Source organism: Kosmotoga olearia TBF 19.5.1 (assembly GCF_000023325.1).
GTDB classification, from domain to species: Bacteria; Thermotogota; Thermotogae; order Petrotogales; family Kosmotogaceae; genus Kosmotoga; species Kosmotoga olearia.
In genome coordinates, this window is record NC_012785.1 from 229363 (window position 1) to 246552 (window position 17190).

Consider the following 17190-nt stretch of genomic DNA (forward strand, 5'->3'; position numbering starts at 1 on the left):
CCACCTCTCGATCAGAACTTGAATTTAAAGAACGGTTTATAGCCTTGCGAAAGCCCAAAGACGAGATATCTGTCGGGCATCGCTTTGATGTAATATTTTAACCCGAGGAAATTCAAAACATCCGCTAAAGAAGTAGCACTGAGGTTAAGTTCCAGAATTCCTTCTAAAGCCATACAATGCAAATCTATATACAGAGGTTTTTCTTTTCTGTAAAGCTCAGACCAGTCTAAATATGATCCCGGAGATAGCCCTATCTGGAGATAACTTTCTCCTTCTTTTAACTGCAATTTGATATGCCGGAGCAGGCTCTTTCCCAGTCGAAGATCGTTCATACTCAGTATAAAGTAATTCTTCAGGGTTTCCTCTTTTCCAAAACTAACGCTAATACCGTAATTCTCAAAGGATTTGCCTTTACCGCTAACAAGGGTTTTGCCATCGAAAACAACCTTCTGAACGCCTATCGCATATTCGTATTCTCCTGTCGGCTCTCCCGTTGAGGAAGCTGAAGCGCTTGCCAGATAAAAATCTTCCAATTTCACATTGCTAAATTTGAGGCTCGCGATATCCGTATAGAAAAACTTTACGTACTTTGGTGTGGTGGTATATAACACCTCAAAGGTGCTGAAATACTTCGCAGGGAAGGCTTTATAATTGTCGTATTTGCTGAATCTCGCATACCCCGTCGTAAAATCTATAACGGCTTTGTTTATCGAGAAAGCTGGCGTACTGAATTCACCCAGCTCCAACCTTATCCTATCAAAATAATTCTTTTTTCTGTACACGTATGGATAGGAAAACTTCAGCGATGTTTTGAAATCATCACCGATACGCAGTGTGGTATTCAGGGAGATCTTATTTTCATCTTCACCATCCTGATCGATATCAGCTGTCCAGCCAAGATCGAAGGTGAAACCATAAGATCCTTCTTTATATTCTATCTTCTCGTTTCCCTCAATATTTCCAAAACTTCCTGTTGACCAGTCGTAAACGGTCTTCATTTTGTGACTAAAGGATCCGGCGGCAAGGCTAAACTCCAAAGAGGTTTCCGTTGCACTCAATCCCTGCAATTCACTATCGGTCTTGTAACTTAATGAAACCGGATCTTTAGCTATTTTTCCTGATATCTCCAGTGTTCCCGTACCGAAGAAGGAAGCATCTCTTGTGGGGAAGAGTCCGCTGTAATCTACATTCATGTTGTAATTTACATCAACAATTCCTGTTTTGAGCTTTGCGGTTAACCTGCCGGGATGGATCAACTCCATATCATTGAATATCCCGGAGAACAGATCCGATGGGCTCGCAACAGCGGTGGGGTTGTACTCAATACCGGCAGAAAAGCCCTTCAACGGGGTTAAATTGAAAGAATTCTTCAGACTCAATTCCATTCTGTCTTCGCTGAAGTAATCTGAAATGCTTGAAAGATCAAAGCTATCCGAAGCATCCTTTGTCAGTTTCCAGCTGAACTTCGGAACAATGAAACTGGAAAACTCTACCCCTTTAAACTCGTAATCCAGCAGTTTAAGCGTTTTAGATAGGGCATTATCCGCTGTTAACGCCCAGCTGTTGTCTTGATACAGGGTATAGATTATACTGGAATTGAAGTCTAACCAGCCTTTGTAGCTTATCTTAAAGGGTTCTATCCAGAAGAGTTTTGGGTGTTCCTGTTGATAAGAGTTGTCTGTGGAATAGTCCAGAGCGTAGTTACCGCTGATTTTCAGTTTCGAGTCCTTTGACGCATAACTGAATCTGTTCTTCCCGATGCTTTTCGTTGTGTAAGGCATTTTGATGTTCGCGGTCATATCAGAAGCGTCGAAGGTACTTTCAATATCACCGGTTGTGGTGAAACGCCCTAACTTCATCTCATAACGTTTGGCCTCAAGAATGAAATCTTCGATGTTTTCAGGCGCTAAAATCTCTCCCCAATCTGAGGATGTCGACTCAAGCTTGAAATTGAATGATTGCAATTTTGTGGTGAATACATCTGTATCCAGTTTCAAACCGGTCAATGACAACGTTCCGGTGACAGTGTATGTTGGTGTCGGTATATCAGATGTTTGGGTTTCCTCATATTCGATGGAACTTTTTGCATTCAGGGATCCAGACAGCGTTTTCATGGTGAAAGATCCTGAACCGACTTTCATCGAAAAGTTCGCCGGTACCGAAAGTTTTGAAAGAGCTGCGTTCCAGAGATAAAGTTCCGCATCTTCTCTTTCAAACAATGCTCCGGAGAATCCAAGGGAGTACTCAAGATTCTTCGAACGGTTGCTTCCGGTGAGGTTAAACAGATAAAGCTCATCCATTCCGAAATCGCTCATCAAGGTGAAAGCATCTGCGGCAACGGATTTGCTGCCCACTTTTTTATTTGCAAAGGAGATCCTCTTAAAAGGTTCTTTTAGTAGTTCTGAAGGTGTTCCGGATACGGCGAGAAGGTTCAGCCTGTAATTCGGGAGGAATCCCGGTTCATAAAGTGCGTATCCACCCCAGCTTGCCGGCGAACCATCTCCGTACTGTCCAAGCAATCTCAACGTTCCCAATTCTGGGGCCGGCTCAACTTTTGCGGAAAGCGTGAAGATATCTTCTGTTGTTTGCCAGTTTCTTTCCCAGGACAGAGCGAGAAGGAGCCAATCGATATCGAGATAACGCAAGGTGGTGATCGTTTTCCATTCCTGAATCGAGCTCAAATCAATCTGAAATGGCCGTCTTTCGGGATCGTCCAAAGAAAAATAGTACCAGGGAAGGTAAAAGACCGGCACATCGAGGATCTTCATAAGCAGGTTCTTCACGATCACGTATTTTCCCGGTTCAATCTCAGCGGAACTGACGGCAAAGCGATAATGAGGATGATCTTTAAGGTCACATGTCGTTAGATAGCCTTCTTTGAGCATCAACGTAGGAGTGGGTTCCATGGTGGATTCGGCAAGTTCCCCATAAACAAAAAAAGGGATCTTCTCCTCACTTTTATCGGATATTTTGAACTCGGTACGGGTTCGTACCTTCATCACTTCGATAGTCTCTTTGGTAAGATCAATTACAAGCCTCTGAGCTTCTATTATCTTTTCATCGCTGTGCATCACGACATTTCCCCAGAAGGAAATGGAAAGAGGTGTTTCATCTTTGAGTAATATAGAAGCATTTGAAGCACTGACTGTAGCGTTGAAACCCTCTGAAGTATATGTGAATTCCACACCATTGGTAAGGTATATCTCCCTACCCGAGCCGCTGACATCCCCGGCGGTGATACTCACCTTAGCACTAAAAGCAACTGTAAAAGAGAATATGAAGAGAAGCAGTACACCGAATCTGAAAAACCTCGAGAGGAATTCCCCCAATCTGTAAGAAGCCCTTGTGTCTATCAACAAGTATGTGATGATGCCGGTGATGGCAAAAATTATATTCGGAATCCAGGGGGCATAGGCTGGATTCAAAAGATCCTCTTTTCCCATGGCGCTCAACCACGCACCCGATCCTTGATAGATGACGATCAAAATAAAAGTCAGGATAACCGACCAGGACTTTGAACGAAGGTTGAAGATCAACGAAAGGGGAACACCTATCATGACTATGACAAGCGGAGCAAGGGATAGAGAGTATTTTTCTTGAAGGGCAACCATCAGCGATGATGTTCTAACACCCAGTCTTGAAAAGGACGCGATTTTCTTTTTCAGCTCCGCGCTTGTCATCTCCCTGGGGGATTTCGATTGCCTTATGTATTCCTGTATATCTGAGCCAAAATCCAGTTCGAGGGATTCAAAGCTCATATCGAAAGTCAGAAATCCTTTGGAATCCAGCTCGAAAACCCTTCCGTCGTGCATTATCCACTTATCGCCCTCTTTGGTCGCGCTTTTTGCACTGGTTACGCGCGTCTTCCCCCCGGAAAGGTCATAGAGCAATATTTTCTTCAGTTCGCCGGTTTCAGGATCTATCTTCTTTATGTACAGATATCTCCCTTTACCGTCTTCCATGAAAGCGTTCTCCTTTAATGTAACCTCGGGTCTACGGTATATAAATCTCGCCTGCGCTTCGTAGGCTTTTCTGTTGGCGTAAGGTACAATATAGTCGTTAAAGAGATAAGTAATACCGCTCAAAAGAACCGCAAAAATGACAAAGGGCAAAACCACGGTTTTCAAGGTAATACCGTGGGTCTGAAGGGCAATCAATTCATTATCCGATTGCATCCTCGAAAGTGTCCAGAATATAGCAAGCAAAACACCGACCGGTATCCCGAGAACAATAAAGTAAGGGAGATTGTAGTATATAAGCAGAAAGAGTTTATCTATTCCAACCTTGTACCTGACAATTAAGTCTGAAAGCTGATAAAGGAGCTCCAGACTCACAAAAATCAGAAATCCCCCGAGACCTATAAAAAAAGCACCCATGGACTGCTTGAAAATATATTTGATGAGTATCCGCAAGATTCGTCCCCCTCTGAATCTAGCCTATACACTACCGTTTTCCGATACTTCTTCCAGCGTGTCGTTAGCGCAGTGGTAGTATTTTCCCTTTGCTACATACATACTGCTCTCTATGATTTCAGTGCAGAGATCCCCTATCTCTTCAAGAAGCCTGAATATAGTCAGCAATTCGATTGCCCTTGAAACAAGTTTGGGAGATTCTTCCATAACGATCTTGAGCTCTTTTTCAACCTTATCCAGCATTTTATCAACCCTATCGTCCTGCTCGCAGATCATTTGAGCATCGCTGAGGGAAGGATTTATAAGGTTATCTACCGCGTCAGCCAGCATCTTGTCCACTGTATCTATCATCTTTTTCAGGGTTTCATAAAAACCGATTGGTGGATGCTTCGTAAGAAGAAGTGATTTGTTCGCCAGCGTAATGCACTTCTCTCCGATCATCCTCAACGTACGGGTTATATTGGCAGCCATTACAAGAAACCTCAATTCCCTTCCCATGGGCGTCAACGTTCCCACAAGCCCGACGACTTTATTCTCAACAGAAAAGGCATGCTGATCCAGTATCGAAATGGAGTATAGGACATCCCGCGCATGATGTTCATTTCTGCTTAAAATAGCCAGAGAACATTTAGAAAAGAGGTTCTGGACGTAACGCGCCATATTTATTATTTCATGCTTGGTTTCCTCGATCTTTCTCAGCCCTTTTTTAGAGATCATCTTTAAGCCTCCCGCCAAAGGCAAGCTTTCTCTTCAATACACGTACAAAATCAAAACCGGCATCCCTTAAGAGTTTCACTTTTTTATCGGAAATTCCCGCAACGATTTCATCGCCGTCCCGCAGCACGGCTGTCAGTATTCCATCAAGGTAGAGTTTCATCGGGGCATTCTTTCCGTCAATCACGGTAACCTTTGTTTTTCTTGTGGAATCCACTATTATCGACCCGACAAAGGGGTTGTGAGGGGCAACGGGTGTTACCTGATAAACCTTTGCCATCGGATCTACCAGAGCACCGCCAATAGAAAGGTTGTAAGCCGTTGAACCAGTACCCGTGGACAGAATCACGCCATCACCGACGATCCTGTAAGCTGAAAAACCTTCGATTTCTACCTCTAAAGAGGTTGTACGGCTCGGATCGCCCCTTTCCACGGCACAATCATTGAGAACCTTATAACGTTTCTCTTTAAAACTCACCTCAAGGAGATAGCGCTCTTCCATATGAAGCCTATTGTCAACAAACTTTCCTATGGCAGTTTCCAGTTCTCCGAGCTCAAAAGCCGCTAAAAAGCCAACACTACCGACCTTAAAGCTCAAAATCGGGAGATCGCGCTCAACAGCAAAGGGAACGGCTCTCAAAACCGTTCCATCGCCACCAAAGGTCATGATCACTTCTGGTTCGTAATCGTGATTTTGCTTCCCGGAAAAGGTATCACCGATGAAAACATCTATGTTGAAAGATCCCAGAAAGGAAATTATCTTCTGAATCATCTCTTCATCGAGTCGTTTGTGGTTGAAAAACACAATGGCTTTCAATTGATCACCTCACAAACCGGAAGCAGCACGGATAACATACGACAGGTCAAAGAGAGAACCCACCAGGAACTGATCTATAAAAACCAGCACGAGTATGGCAACAAGAGGCGTATAATCCACAATTCCACTTCTCAAAAAAGGAAAGACCTTTCTCAATGGTCTTTCAACAAGGTCACTCATGGCCTGAAAAAACATTCTGAAATTGCCGTAGTAATTTGGATTCAACCAGCTGAACAGAGCTGAAGCGATAACCGCGAAGATCTCAAACTCCACGAGAATCCTCAACACAAGAGCAACAGCATAAACAAGATTCGCAAGTACGAACATTTTCCCTCCTCCTTAGTCCCCTGTACTATCCCATAATGGACCGATCCCGTTAAATCTCGCAATACCGAGATGGCGGTAAGCTTTTTTCGTTGCCATACGGCCTCTGTTCGTCCGAACTATGAAACCGCTTTGCAGCAGATACGGTTCATATACCTCGCTTATCGTATCAGCTTCGATACCCACCGAGGCCGCGATGGCTTTGAGACCAGCAGGTCCGCCTTCGTAATTCTCAATAAGAACCCTCAAGATCTTCCTGTCCATATCGTCGAGGCCCTCAGCGTCGATCCCCATGATCTTCATGGCATCCTCTACGGTCTTAGAGAGAATCTTCCCCGTACCATCAACGGTAGCCAGATCCCTGACACGCCTCAAAAGCCTGTTGGCGATTCTGGGCGTGCCTCTGGACCGGGAAGCGAGAAGCTCGGCAGCTTCGTCATCTATCTTCACTTCAAGCAGTCGCGCCGATCTCTTTATTATCTGCTTCAGCTCATCCGGAGTATAAAACTCGAGTTCGAGAACCATGCCGAACCTGTTCCTGAGCGGTGCGCCGATCAAACCCGAACGCGTTGTTGCCCCTACGAGCGTGAAAGGAGCGAGATCGAGCCTTATGGAACGCGCACTGGGGCCTTTCCCGATCATAATATCCAGCTTAAAATCTTCCATCGCAGAGTAAAGGATCTCTTCGATAGCACGGCCAAGGCGATGTATCTCATCGATAAACAACACATCGCCTTCCTCAAGGCTGGTAAGTATGGCAGCGAGATCGCCCTGCTTTTCTATGACGGGCCCGCTGGTAACGTAGATGTTCGTTCCCATCTCGTTGGCGATGATGTGGGCTAGGGTAGTTTTACCGAGCCCGGGTGGCCCCGCAAGCAAAACATGATCCAGGGCTTCGTTCCTGACTTTCGCTGCCTCTATGGAAATCTTCAGCCTCTGTTTGACGTTCCTTTGGCCTATATATTCATCCAGCCTTTGAGGCCTTAATGTCCGCGTTAACTGTTCTTCACCTATATCTTTTGGGGTAAGAAATCGTTCTTCCATTTTATCTCCTCACGGATGAATTCTGTAAAGCGTTCTTGCAAAGGGAATCGCTTCCCTGACGTGCTCCAGTCCGGCTATCCAGGCCACGACCCTCTCGATCCCCATGCCGAATCCGCTGTGCGGCACAGAGCCGTATTCACGCAAATCGAGATACCAGCTGTAGGATTCCACATCAAGGCCAAACTCCTTGATACGCTCTATAAGCAGTTCTTTATCCCAAATCCTCTCAGAAGCGCCGATTATCTCGCCGTAGCCTTCCGGAGCCAGCATATCGTCACAGAGAACCACGTCGGGATTCTCAGGATCGGGCTGCATGTAAAAGGCCTTCATCTTTCTCGGGTAGCGCTCGACTATAACAGGCTTATCGAATTCCTCAGCTATTGCCGTTTCCTCGTCACCGCCGATGTCGTCTCCCCAATTAACGTTGAATCCCTTCTTCTGAAGGAGCTTTATCGCGTCGGTGTAGGTGATTCTGGGGAACGGCGCTTCGATCTTCTCGAGTTTAGAGATATCCCTTCCAATGGCGTGCAGATGATTAGCAGCACGTTCGATGGTCTTCTGGACAACGTACGAAACGAGTTCTTCCTGAAGTTTCATGTTGTCCTCATGCTGGTAGTAGGCAACCTCCGCTTCGTTCATCCAGAATTCTATAAGATGCCTTCTCGTTTTTGACTTCTCCGCCCTAAAGGTCGGTCCAAGGTTATAAACCTTCCCAAGAGCCATACAGGCGGCCTCAAGGTAAAGCTGCCCTGTCTGGGCGAGGTACGCCTTGCCGTAGTCAAAATAATCGATTTCGAAACAGTTTCCCGCACTTTCACCGATAGACCCGGTGAATATTGGTGTGTCGATAAGAACAAAACCGCGCTCGTTATAGAAATCCCTCACGGCCCTGATTATCTCATGTCTGATGTGCAGGATATGGAATTGTCTCTTTGATCTCAACCAGAGATGTCGATGGTCCATGAGATAATCGATCCCGTGGTCGGGCTTGTTTATCGGGAAATCCTTTTCAGGCTGGTGAACCACTTCTATTTCATCAATGAGCAGTTCAACACCTTCGGGAGCCCTGGGATCTTCCCTGACGATTCCGCGAGCGATTATGCTCGACTCCATCTTCAGCTTTTTCGCCAGTTTGAAGAGTTCCTCGGAAACCGAAGAGCGTTCGACAATTCCCTGAACGAAACCGGAACCGTCTCTCAAAGCGAGAAAGTGTATCTTACCACTCGAACGTTTTCTCCTGAGCCAGCCGCGTATCTCGACCCTTTCGCCGATGTGGTCTTTCAGATCACGTATATAAACCCAGTTCATTCAAACACCTCCAGATCCGCGTTCTTTTCCCGTTCCTTTCTTAGATTATAACAAAAAACCCCGGGACATTTCCCGGGGATTTTTTATGTAAGATTGTCTTTGTTGTTTACGGTGATGGTGGATACCAAAATGCAATAATACCAATCACAATTCCTGCAATTCCAAAGACAATTCCTCCAAATCCTACCCAAAAAGCTGTCTCCGTTCTCTTTTTGATTTCTTCAAGATTAATGTTCTCCGGCACGTCTTTCCTAAGTTCCACAAGCTGACTACTCAATTCAGTTACAGTACTATTCAAAGTATCAACATCATCCACCAAGAATTTTAAGGCATTTTCAATCTCAGGCGTGTTTTTGTTAAGCTTCGCAACAATACTTTTCAAAGTCTCAACATCTGATTTTAATCCTTCCAGTGTATCCACTTTATTTCCCGAAAACATTAAAGCCTTATCAATAGATTCTACTTTTTTTTCTACTTCCTTTTCCAGATCAGTAGTGCTAGTTTTCAGGTTTTCAAGTTCACTTATCAAAGGAGCAAGACTATCTTTGGAAACAGAGGATTCCTCCACCTTATCCAAACGCTTCTTTAATCCCAGAACCTCCATCTGAAGCCCTGAAATGCTCGTGTTCATTTCTTCAAGATCTTTGACTGTGGCGTAGTCTTCGAGTTTGCTGCCAAGATCCTTCCAGGTAACAAACTCAGAGAGCTTAGCCTCTACCCCGGTCATCCTGTCTTCAAGGGCCTTGAACTCTTCTGTTTTAACAAAACTGCCCGTTAAATTCCAGAGCGACTCAACCTTGTTTTCCAGGGTTGCGACTCTATTTCCAGCAGCTGTGATTCTTTTGGAAAGCCCGCTGATCTCATTGGAGTGGCCGAGAACGCTTTCATTCAGCGTTTTCAGATTGACCTCGATCTCTGATAACGTGGCATTCAGTGTCTTTTCGAGAACATTGACGTTCTCAGACAATTCACTGAATTTCCCCTCCAGATCGCGCTTTAGCTCGGCAACGCTTTCACCAAAACTCTGGAGTTTATCAAAGAATTTCTTTAAATCGGTTCCTTCTCCCAGAGCCGGTATAATCCCTTTGCTCTGAAGATCAGCAACCTCTTTTTCGAGTTTTTCCAGCCTGCCGAGAATATCGGCAAGATCGATGTATTCGCCTTTCTGGTCTTTGAGAATCGTTTCGAAAATGCCGAGCTGTTCTCTGATCTTTTCGATTGCCTCGCCTGAAACCGCTTCAGACGCTCCAGAAACACCCTTTTCTTCCAGATAGGTGAGAAATTTGTCAAGAAGAACTGCCGCCTGGTAACGCGTCAGCGGATCGTCCCCTTTGAAGTAGTAAAGTCCTCCCTCAGATATACCGCTCAAAATACCGAGATCTGTCAGCCTGACGATGGAATCATAGGCCCAATGACTCGGAGAAACATCCGTATAAACGGCCGCAAAAGCAAATCCTGCAAGCAACACGAAAATCATTAAGGGAGCCAGGATCTTTAATTTCATACATTCACCTCCCAATGGTATATTCGCTTAAAATTCTACCATAAAACGTCACGCCTATTGTGGCCAATCGTGGTAATATTTAAAATCAGGAGGTGGCAACATTGAAGAAGAGAACACATACCTGCGGAGAGTTGAGAAGTGAACACGCTGGAAAAACCGTCGTGTTGAACGGCTGGGTTGATAGGATCAGAGACCTCGGCGGCATAAAGTTCATTTTGCTCAGGGACCGTTACGGTTTCACTCAGGTCGTTTTTGATCCATCCAACGAGGATGTCTATAAGACGGCGCTGCAACTCGGTATCGAATATACTATATCTGTAACGGGCATCGTACGTGAGAGACCGAAGGATGCTGTTAACCCGAAGATGCCAACAGGCAAGATAGAGGTTCTGGCTACCGAAGTCGAGATCCTTTCGGAATCAGATACACCACCCATATACGTTAATATCGATGATGACTCATCTGAAGAGCTAAAACTCAAATACCGATATCTTAATTTGAGAAAGCCGAAGATGCAGAGAAATATAATCTTCAGGCATAAAGTGGTTCAGGCGGTCCGAAATTATCTCAACAAGAACAATTTTCTCGAGATAGAAACACCGGTCCTAACAAAATCAACTCCAGAAGGCGCAAGGGATTTTCTGGTCCCTTCGAGGTTAAGGCCCGGCAAGTTTTATGCTTTACCCCAATCACCCCAACTTTTCAAACAACTCCTGATGGTTGCGGGTTTTGACAGGTATTACCAGATTGCTAAATGTTACCGCGATGAGGATTTCAGAGCTGACAGGCAACCGGAATTCACCCAGATAGATCTTGAGATGTCCTTTGCCGACAGCGAAGACGTCTTTGCCATCGTTGAAGGTATGCTTTCCCACACCTTCAAAGAAACTCTGAATGTTGGGCTAACGACACCTTTCCCCAGGTTAACGTATGAAGAAGCCATGGAAATGTACGGCTCCGATAGACCCGACAGGCGTTACGGAATGGAGCTTCACGATGTGTCTGAAGCCTTTGTCGGAACCGGGTTCAGGGTTATATCGGAAGCCCTGGGACGCGGCGAGATCGTTAAAGGATTTCTCGCAAAGGGGCTTTCATCGAAGTTCTCGCGAAAGAGGCTGGACGAATACACGGCTTTTGTAAAAGAAAACGGACTTGGCGGATTGATATGGATAAAGGTTGAAGACGAACTGAGATCGAGCATATTAAAACACTGCCCCGATGAAATAAAGAAAGTTGTTGAGCGTTTCAATGCGAAAATTGGGGACATAATCTTCCTCGCTATTGGAAAGAGAGAAACTGTGTCTAAAGCGCTGGGCAAGCTGCGAGAAAAACTGATCTCTGAGGAAAAACCGGAGGTTACAGGCTTTGACATACTCTGGGTAACCGATTTTCCAATGTTCTCTTACAACGAGGAAGAAGGCAGGATAGAAGCGGAGCACCATCCCTTCACAATGCCGAACCTTGGAGACCTGGACAAATTCGGTAAAACTGAGCCATTGAAGGTCAGGTCTCACGCTTACGACCTGGTGATAAATGGCTACGAACTGGCAAGCGGAAGCGTCAGAATTCACCGTAGGGATATCCAGAACAGGATATTCGAGATGATCGGTTTAACCCACGAGGAAGCTCAAGAAAAATTCGGGTTTCTTCTTGAAGCCTTTAAATATGGCCCACCACCACACGCCGGCATCGCGTTCGGCCTGGACAGATTGGTGGCTATAATGGTTGGAACCAGTTCCATACGCGATGTTATCGCTTTCCCGAAAGCGGCAAGCGGTAACGATCCTATGACCGGAGCCCCATCAGAGGTATCAGAACGTCAACTTGAGGAACTGAGAATCAAGATAATCGATGAAAAGGATGGGAAGAAAAGATGAAGATCGCAATTGATGGGCCCGCCGGTTCCGGAAAATCAACCGTCGCAAAGATGCTTGCTGAACGGTTGGGATTCACCTATGTGGATACGGGCGCTATGTACAGAGCCGTCGCCTGGAAGCTAAAGCAGCACGACATTGATCCTGATAATACCGACGCCCTTCGTGAATTGTTAGAGAATACGCAATTTTCCATCTCTGACAGCGTTCTCTGTATGGACGGAAGGAAAATCGGCGACGAGATCCGTACGCCGGAGATCTCCAGACTCTCCTCGGATGTCGCTAAAATAGCGGAAGTAAGGCATTTCCTCACCGCCGAACAGCGCCGGATAGCTGAGAAGGGTAATGTTATAATGGAGGGGCGCGATATCGGAACGGTAGTTATACCGGATGCGGATCTGAAGTTCTTCATTACAGCTTCTCCGGAAGAGCGCGCCAGGAGAAGATACGAACAGCTGAAAAGGCTTGGAATCGAGGCAAATTATGATAGAATCCTGAACGAGTTGATCCAGAGAGATCGAAATGATTCTTCCCGGGAAATAGCGCCTTTAAAACCCGCGAAAGACGCTATCATAATCGACACAACGAATATGACAATAGACGAGGTTCTCGATCTGCTTGTTAGAAAGGTCAGGGATAAAGGTACATGAAGATCGTTCTCGCTGAATCACTGGGTTTTTGTTACGGCGTGAATAGAGCCGTTGAAGCGACGAAAAGGCTTTTGAAGGAAAAACGCGATGCCCGGGTAATCGGTGATATTGTTCACAATGAAATTGTGATGAAAAAACTTAAAGATATGGGATTGAAGGTTTACCCGGATCTTTCTTCAATCGATTTCTCTGATACAGCTGAGAATTCCGTGGCGATAATCAGGGCTCACGGCGCTTCACCCGATGTTGAGGATTTTCTAAAAAGGCGTTTTGGGTATGTTGTGGATTTAACCTGCCCGATAGTGTACAATGTATTTAGTTTGGCGAAAGACCTTGAAAAAAAAGGTTATTTTATAGTTATATTCGGAAAAAAAGACCACGCAGAGGTTAAAGCCCTGTGTGGAAGGCTAAATGATTACCTGATCGTTGAACCGGGTTATGATTTTGAAACCATAAAGGCTTTTTTAAGAGAAAAAAAGCCCAAGAAAGTTGCCCTGATTTCCCAAACAACCATGAACAGCGAGAGTTTTGAAAAATTGGCAGAAAAGCTGTTAAAATTGGAAGGCATCGAAGTTTCTGTGAATAACACCATCTGCAATGTAACCATAAACCGCGAAAAGATGGCGATTCACTTAGCACAAACCTGTGATGCTGTGGTGGTTGTTGGTGGTAAAAGAAGTTCAAATACAGGGAAGCTCGCGAAGATTGTCGAAAGCCATGGCAAAAGGGCTTTTCACGTTCAGAATCCGGAGCAGCTTCCGGATTTGTCTATTTATAGAAAAGTCGGTATCATAAGCGGAACATCAACACCGAAGGAACAAATCCTGAAAATCTTGGATTACATAAAATTTACCTATGAAGGGGAGGTTATCCGTAATGGAGGAGAAGTATAACGGACAGAACGAAGAAAACCTCAGCATGGAGGATATTCTGAAACAGATGGATGAGGTTGATGAAAGAAGGGGGAGAAGCAAAACCGCTGAAGTTCATTCGATTCAACCAGACGGGTTGCTGGTGATCCTCGAAGGAAAGTTAGATGGATTCGCTCCTGAAAGCGAGCTTGTAAAACCTCTAAAAGAGTACAACATCGGTGATAAAATAGAGGTCCAGATAATGAAAGTCGACGAAGATGAAGGGAGAAGCGTCGTCTCCGAAAAGCGTATCTACTTCCGAACTGCTCTAAAAAAGGTAGAAAACGCATACAAAAGCGGCGAACCGGTTACAGGAACCATCCTTGGTGAAACCAAAGGCGGTTACAACGTAAAGCTACTTAATGTCGTTCCGGCTTTCCTTCCAGGCTCTCAGTCTGGAATTAGGCGCGGCAGACCGATTCCCGAAGGCGAACAGGAATTCAAGGTCATAAACTTCAGAAAGAAGAAACGCGGTACCAATATCGTGGTTTCTTTAACCGCATTCAAGGAAGAAAAAGTGAAGGCTTACTTTGAAGCCCTTGAGACGGGTTCAACCGTCGAAGGAACCATCGAAAGCATCAAAGATTTCGGCGCCTTTGTTAGATTAACCAACGAGGTTGTCGGTTTGATCCCCGCGTCTGAGGTGAGCTGGGACCCATCACAAAAGGTTCATGACGTCCTCAATGTTGGTGATAAGGTAACAGTCAAGGTTATCGACGTTGACCCCGAGAAAAAGAAGATTTCTCTGAGTTTGAAACAGTTGCAGGAAGATCCGTGGAACACCGTTGAAGAGAAATATCCCGTTGGTTCCGTCGTTGAAGGTGTTGTAAAGTCAATCGTTCCCTTTGGCTTCTTTGTCATGATTGAACCCGGTGTCGAAGGATTGGTACATATCTCCGAGGTTTTCTGGGGTAATGTTAGAAGAGACCTCAAAGAACTTATAAGAGAAGGAGACAGGGTCAAGGTTAAAATTAAGGATATAGACAAAGAGAAGCGAACTCTTTCCCTGAGCTACCGCGAAGCACTGGGAGACCCCTGGGACAACATCGAGGAAAAATACAAAGTCGGGGAAATCGTCGATGGTAAAGTCGTTAAGGTTCTCCCAACGGGTGCCATCGTGGAGCTTGAGGAATACGTTTCTGGCTTTGTCCCCGTTTCCGAAATGTCCTGGAATTTTGTTGACAGGGTCGAAGACGTTGTCAAGGAATCCAGCGAAGTGAAAACAAAGATCCTGAGCATAGACAAAGAAAATCGACGCATGAGATTGAGTCTAAAACAGGCTACGGAAGATCCGTGGCAAAAGGTACACACTGAACTTAAGGTTGGCGATTACGTAGAAGGAAAAATCACACGGTTGATAAAATCCGGTGCTGTCGTAATGGTTGATGGTTATGGTGTCGAAGCCTTCCTCCCTGCTTCTCAGGTAGCGATGAAGCGAGTTGAAAACCTGGAAGATGCCATAAAGATCGGAGAACACAGGCGTTTCAAGATCATTCGCCTCGTTTATGATCCAGAAAAGGATGTAAGGAATATGGTTGTTTCCATAAAGCAGCTGTTGCTGGATAAGGAAAAAGAGGAGACTCAAAAAGCTTTAGAAGAGCTTTCAGGCGAAGAGAGTTCCACGCTTTCCCTTGGTGAGAAGTTGAAGGAACATCTTGAGAAAAACTCGGAGGGAGAAAAGTAGTGGCAACAGTCCTCATCGTCGGAAGACCAAATGTCGGAAAATCCACGCTTTTTAACCGCCTTGTTGGTGGAAGGCGTGCCATAATTGACGACCAGCCTGGTGTTACGCGCGACTTTGTGTTTGGCAGGGTTTTCTGGCAGCATAAGTCTTTCGAGGTTGTCGATACCTGCGGTTTGTTCGATTCTCCCAAAGATATAATCGAAGAAAAGATGAAAGAAGTCACTCTCGCCCTGCTGAGCGAGGGTGACCTTTTGCTTTTTGTAGTCGATGGCAGAAAGGGTCTGACATCGGCGGATATGGATATCGCGGAAACACTCAGAAAATCGAAAAAACGGGTCATTCTGGTAGCGAACAAAGTCGAAAACGTTGACAAATTTACTCTTGAGGTTCTCCCGGAGCTGTACAGCCTGGGGTTCGGAGAACCTATCCCGATTTCAGCCGAACACGGTTTGAATATCGATGTCCTGCTGGAGAAAATAATTAAAACCCTGGAGGAAGCCGGGCATCTGCTGGATTACGAACCCGAAAAGGAAGAAGATAACCTGAAGGTTGCTATCATAGGAAAACCGAACGCAGGAAAATCTTCACTTTTCAATTCGATAGTGGGAAGTGACCGCAGCCTCGTCACCGAGATACCTGGTACCACCCGCGATATGGTTGATGAAACTATCGAAATAGATGGAATGCCTGTCACTTTTATAGACACAGCCGGCATGAGAAGAAAGTCGAAGGTAGGCGTCAAGAACGTCGAGTATTACAGCGTCATGAGAGCTGTGGATGCAATAGAGCGTTCCGATATCTGCATACTCGTCATAGATGCGACACTAGGGATAAGCAATCAGGATCAGAGAATTGCCGGGCTTGTCGAAAAACGCGGTAAAGGGATAATTACCGTTTTCAATAAGAGTGATCTGTTAAACGAGAAACATAAGGAATCACTACTTTCTTCATTCGAACGGGAGCTGTATTTCATTGATTATAGCCCTGTTGTTTTTACTTCCGCGACGGAAGGTTTTGGTATCGATGAACTACTGGATAAGCTCTTTCTTGTCGCTGAAAAGATCGATCTCAGGATCCCAACCGGGTTGCTGAACAACCTGATCAGCAGGTACACCTTATCAACACCGCCTGTCGGGCGGAAAAACAAAAAGGCCAAAATCTATTACGCGGCACAAATTGATACAAGACCCCCTCTGATAATGCTGAAGGTCAACGATCCAGCATTGTTTACGGAGCCATACCTGAGAGGGATAAGATCAACAATAAGAATGAATATTGATCCCTTCGAGGGAACACCAATATTTATAAAGTTGAGGCGTAAAAAATGAGGTTTATCTGGTTGGCTATTATAGGTTACCTTTTTGGTTCAATTCCTTGGGGATATATAATCCCAAAACTCAGAGGCATAGACATAAGAAAGGTCGGTAGCGGTAACGTCGGCGGTACTAATGTGCTGAGAAATCTTGGAGGGTTCTGGGGAGCCATAACGATGGTTCTCGACGGTTTCAAACCCTTCATTCCTATAATGATTGCCAAACATACCTTCGGGGTAAGTGTGTCCGATGCAATGATGATAGGTTTCTTCGCCGGAGTCGGACACTGTTATCCGATCTGGTTGAAGTTTAAAGGCGGAAAATCTGTTGCCGTAAGCGTGGGAACGATTTCCGGAACAAAAGCCAGCCTCGTTCCAGTGTTTTTTGCAGTCTGGTTACCAATCGTCCTGATCACCCAGTACGTTTCTCTGGGATCTATTTTGAGCCTCGCTGTTATAACCATCCTGTATTTTCTCACAGATAGCTGGCAAACCGGTATCTGGATGCTGGCACTATTCTTGCTTACGACATATCGTCACAGGGGAAATATTGTGAGGCTCATACGGGGCGAAGAACGAAAAACGGATCTGATAGCGGCTTTTACAAAAAGAAACAAAAATAAAAAGGAGGGCTAA

13 protein-coding genes are annotated in these 17190 nt (G+C 45.3%); 6 read left to right on the forward strand and 7 right to left on the reverse strand.

All coding sequences use genetic code 11. The features are described from left to right. Positions 1 to 11: 11 nt before the first annotated feature. From KOLE_RS01040 to KOLE_RS01070, 7 genes are all read right to left on the reverse strand, one after another. Complete coding sequence (locus tag KOLE_RS01040; protein WP_012744716.1) at positions 12 to 4412, reverse strand: LptF/LptG family permease; 4401 nt, start codon at positions 4410 to 4412, stop codon at positions 12 to 14. Positions 4413 to 4436: 24 nt separating this feature from the next. Next, positions 4437 to 5129 (reverse strand): phosphate signaling complex PhoU family protein, encoded by a 693-nt coding sequence (locus KOLE_RS01045; protein ID WP_012744717.1) that lies wholly within the window; start codon positions 5127 to 5129, stop codon positions 4437 to 4439. Beyond that, positions 5119 to 5943: an NAD(+)/NADH kinase gene (locus KOLE_RS01050; protein ID WP_012744718.1), complete on the reverse strand. Its 825-nt coding sequence runs from the start codon at positions 5941 to 5943 to the stop codon at positions 5119 to 5121. The genes KOLE_RS01045 and KOLE_RS01050 overlap by 11 nt, the downstream gene beginning before the upstream one ends. Positions 5944 to 5952: 9 nt before the next feature. Continuing rightward, positions 5953 to 6270, reverse strand: a complete 318-nt coding sequence (locus KOLE_RS01055) for a YggT family protein (RefSeq protein WP_012744719.1) — start codon at positions 6268 to 6270, stop codon at positions 5953 to 5955. A gap of 12 nt (positions 6271 to 6282) precedes the next feature. Further along, positions 6283 to 7311 carry a Holliday junction branch migration DNA helicase RuvB gene (gene ruvB / locus KOLE_RS01060; protein ID WP_012744720.1) on the reverse strand — a complete coding sequence of 343 codons (1029 nt, stop codon included), beginning with the start codon at positions 7309 to 7311 and terminating at the stop codon, positions 6283 to 6285. Between the two features lie 9 nt (positions 7312 to 7320). Continuing rightward, positions 7321 to 8619 (reverse strand): asparagine--tRNA ligase, encoded by a 1299-nt coding sequence (gene asnS / locus KOLE_RS01065; protein ID WP_012744721.1) that lies wholly within the window; start codon positions 8617 to 8619, stop codon positions 7321 to 7323. Positions 8620 to 8725: 106 nt separating this feature from the next. Continuing rightward, a complete protein-coding gene (locus KOLE_RS01070) occupies positions 8726 to 10123 on the reverse strand; it encodes an S-layer homology domain-containing protein (RefSeq protein WP_012744722.1) in 1398 nt (465 codons plus the stop codon). Between the two features lie 101 nt (positions 10124 to 10224). Here KOLE_RS01070 and aspS point away from each other — a divergent pair, with 101 nt between their 5' ends. The 6 genes from aspS to plsY are packed head-to-tail and all read left to right on the forward strand — an operon-like array spanning position 10225 to position 17190. Next, positions 10225 to 12000, forward strand: a complete 1776-nt coding sequence (aspS, locus tag KOLE_RS01075) for an aspartate--tRNA ligase (RefSeq protein ID WP_012744723.1) — start codon at positions 10225 to 10227, stop codon at positions 11998 to 12000. Continuing rightward, positions 11997 to 12647, forward strand: coding sequence for a (d)CMP kinase (cmk, locus tag KOLE_RS11710; RefSeq protein ID WP_012744724.1), 651 nt, complete (start codon positions 11997 to 11999; stop codon positions 12645 to 12647). Before aspS ends, cmk begins: the two co-directional genes overlap by 4 nt. After that, positions 12644 to 13540 carry a 4-hydroxy-3-methylbut-2-enyl diphosphate reductase gene (gene ispH, locus KOLE_RS11715; protein WP_012744725.1) on the forward strand — a complete coding sequence of 299 codons (897 nt, stop codon included), beginning with the start codon at positions 12644 to 12646 and terminating at the stop codon, positions 13538 to 13540. The genes cmk and ispH overlap by 4 nt, the downstream gene beginning before the upstream one ends. Next, positions 13524 to 15242 (forward strand): S1 RNA-binding domain-containing protein, encoded by a 1719-nt coding sequence (locus KOLE_RS01090; RefSeq protein WP_012744726.1) that lies wholly within the window; start codon positions 13524 to 13526, stop codon positions 15240 to 15242. The genes ispH and KOLE_RS01090 overlap by 17 nt, the downstream gene beginning before the upstream one ends. Beyond that, positions 15242 to 16570 carry a ribosome biogenesis GTPase Der gene (der, locus tag KOLE_RS01095; RefSeq protein WP_012744727.1) on the forward strand — a complete coding sequence of 443 codons (1329 nt, stop codon included), beginning with the start codon at positions 15242 to 15244 and terminating at the stop codon, positions 16568 to 16570. Before KOLE_RS01090 ends, der begins: the two co-directional genes overlap by 1 nt. Further along, entirely contained in the window at positions 16567 to 17190 is a 624-nt protein-coding gene (gene plsY, locus KOLE_RS01100) for a glycerol-3-phosphate 1-O-acyltransferase PlsY (RefSeq protein ID WP_012744728.1), read from the forward strand. Before der ends, plsY begins: the two co-directional genes overlap by 4 nt.

What these genes read in the sequence shown, in the direction of transcription:
- KOLE_RS01045 (WP_012744717.1), bottom strand. Translation starts at nt 5,129, where the DNA reads ATGATCTCTAAAAAAGGGCTGAGAAAGATCGAGGAAACCAAGCATGAA.
- KOLE_RS01055 (WP_012744719.1), bottom strand. Translation starts at nt 6,270, where the DNA reads ATGTTCGTACTTGCGAATCTTGTTTATGCTGTTGCTCTTGTGTTGAGG.
- ruvB (WP_012744720.1), bottom strand. Translation starts at nt 7,311, where the DNA reads ATGGAAGAACGATTTCTTACCCCAAAAGATATAGGTGAAGAACAGTTA.
- asnS (WP_012744721.1), bottom strand. Translation starts at nt 8,619, where the DNA reads ATGAACTGGGTTTATATACGTGATCTGAAAGACCACATCGGCGAAAGG.
- KOLE_RS01070 (WP_012744722.1), bottom strand. Translation starts at nt 10,123, where the DNA reads ATGAAATTAAAGATCCTGGCTCCCTTAATGATTTTCGTGTTGCTTGCA.
- cmk (WP_012744724.1), top strand. Translation starts at nt 11,997, where the DNA reads ATGAAGATCGCAATTGATGGGCCCGCCGGTTCCGGAAAATCAACCGTC.
- ispH (WP_012744725.1), top strand. Translation starts at nt 12,644, where the DNA reads ATGAAGATCGTTCTCGCTGAATCACTGGGTTTTTGTTACGGCGTGAAT.
- KOLE_RS01090 (WP_012744726.1), top strand. Translation starts at nt 13,524, where the DNA reads ATGGAGGAGAAGTATAACGGACAGAACGAAGAAAACCTCAGCATGGAG.
- plsY (WP_012744728.1), top strand. Translation starts at nt 16,567, where the DNA reads ATGAGGTTTATCTGGTTGGCTATTATAGGTTACCTTTTTGGTTCAATT.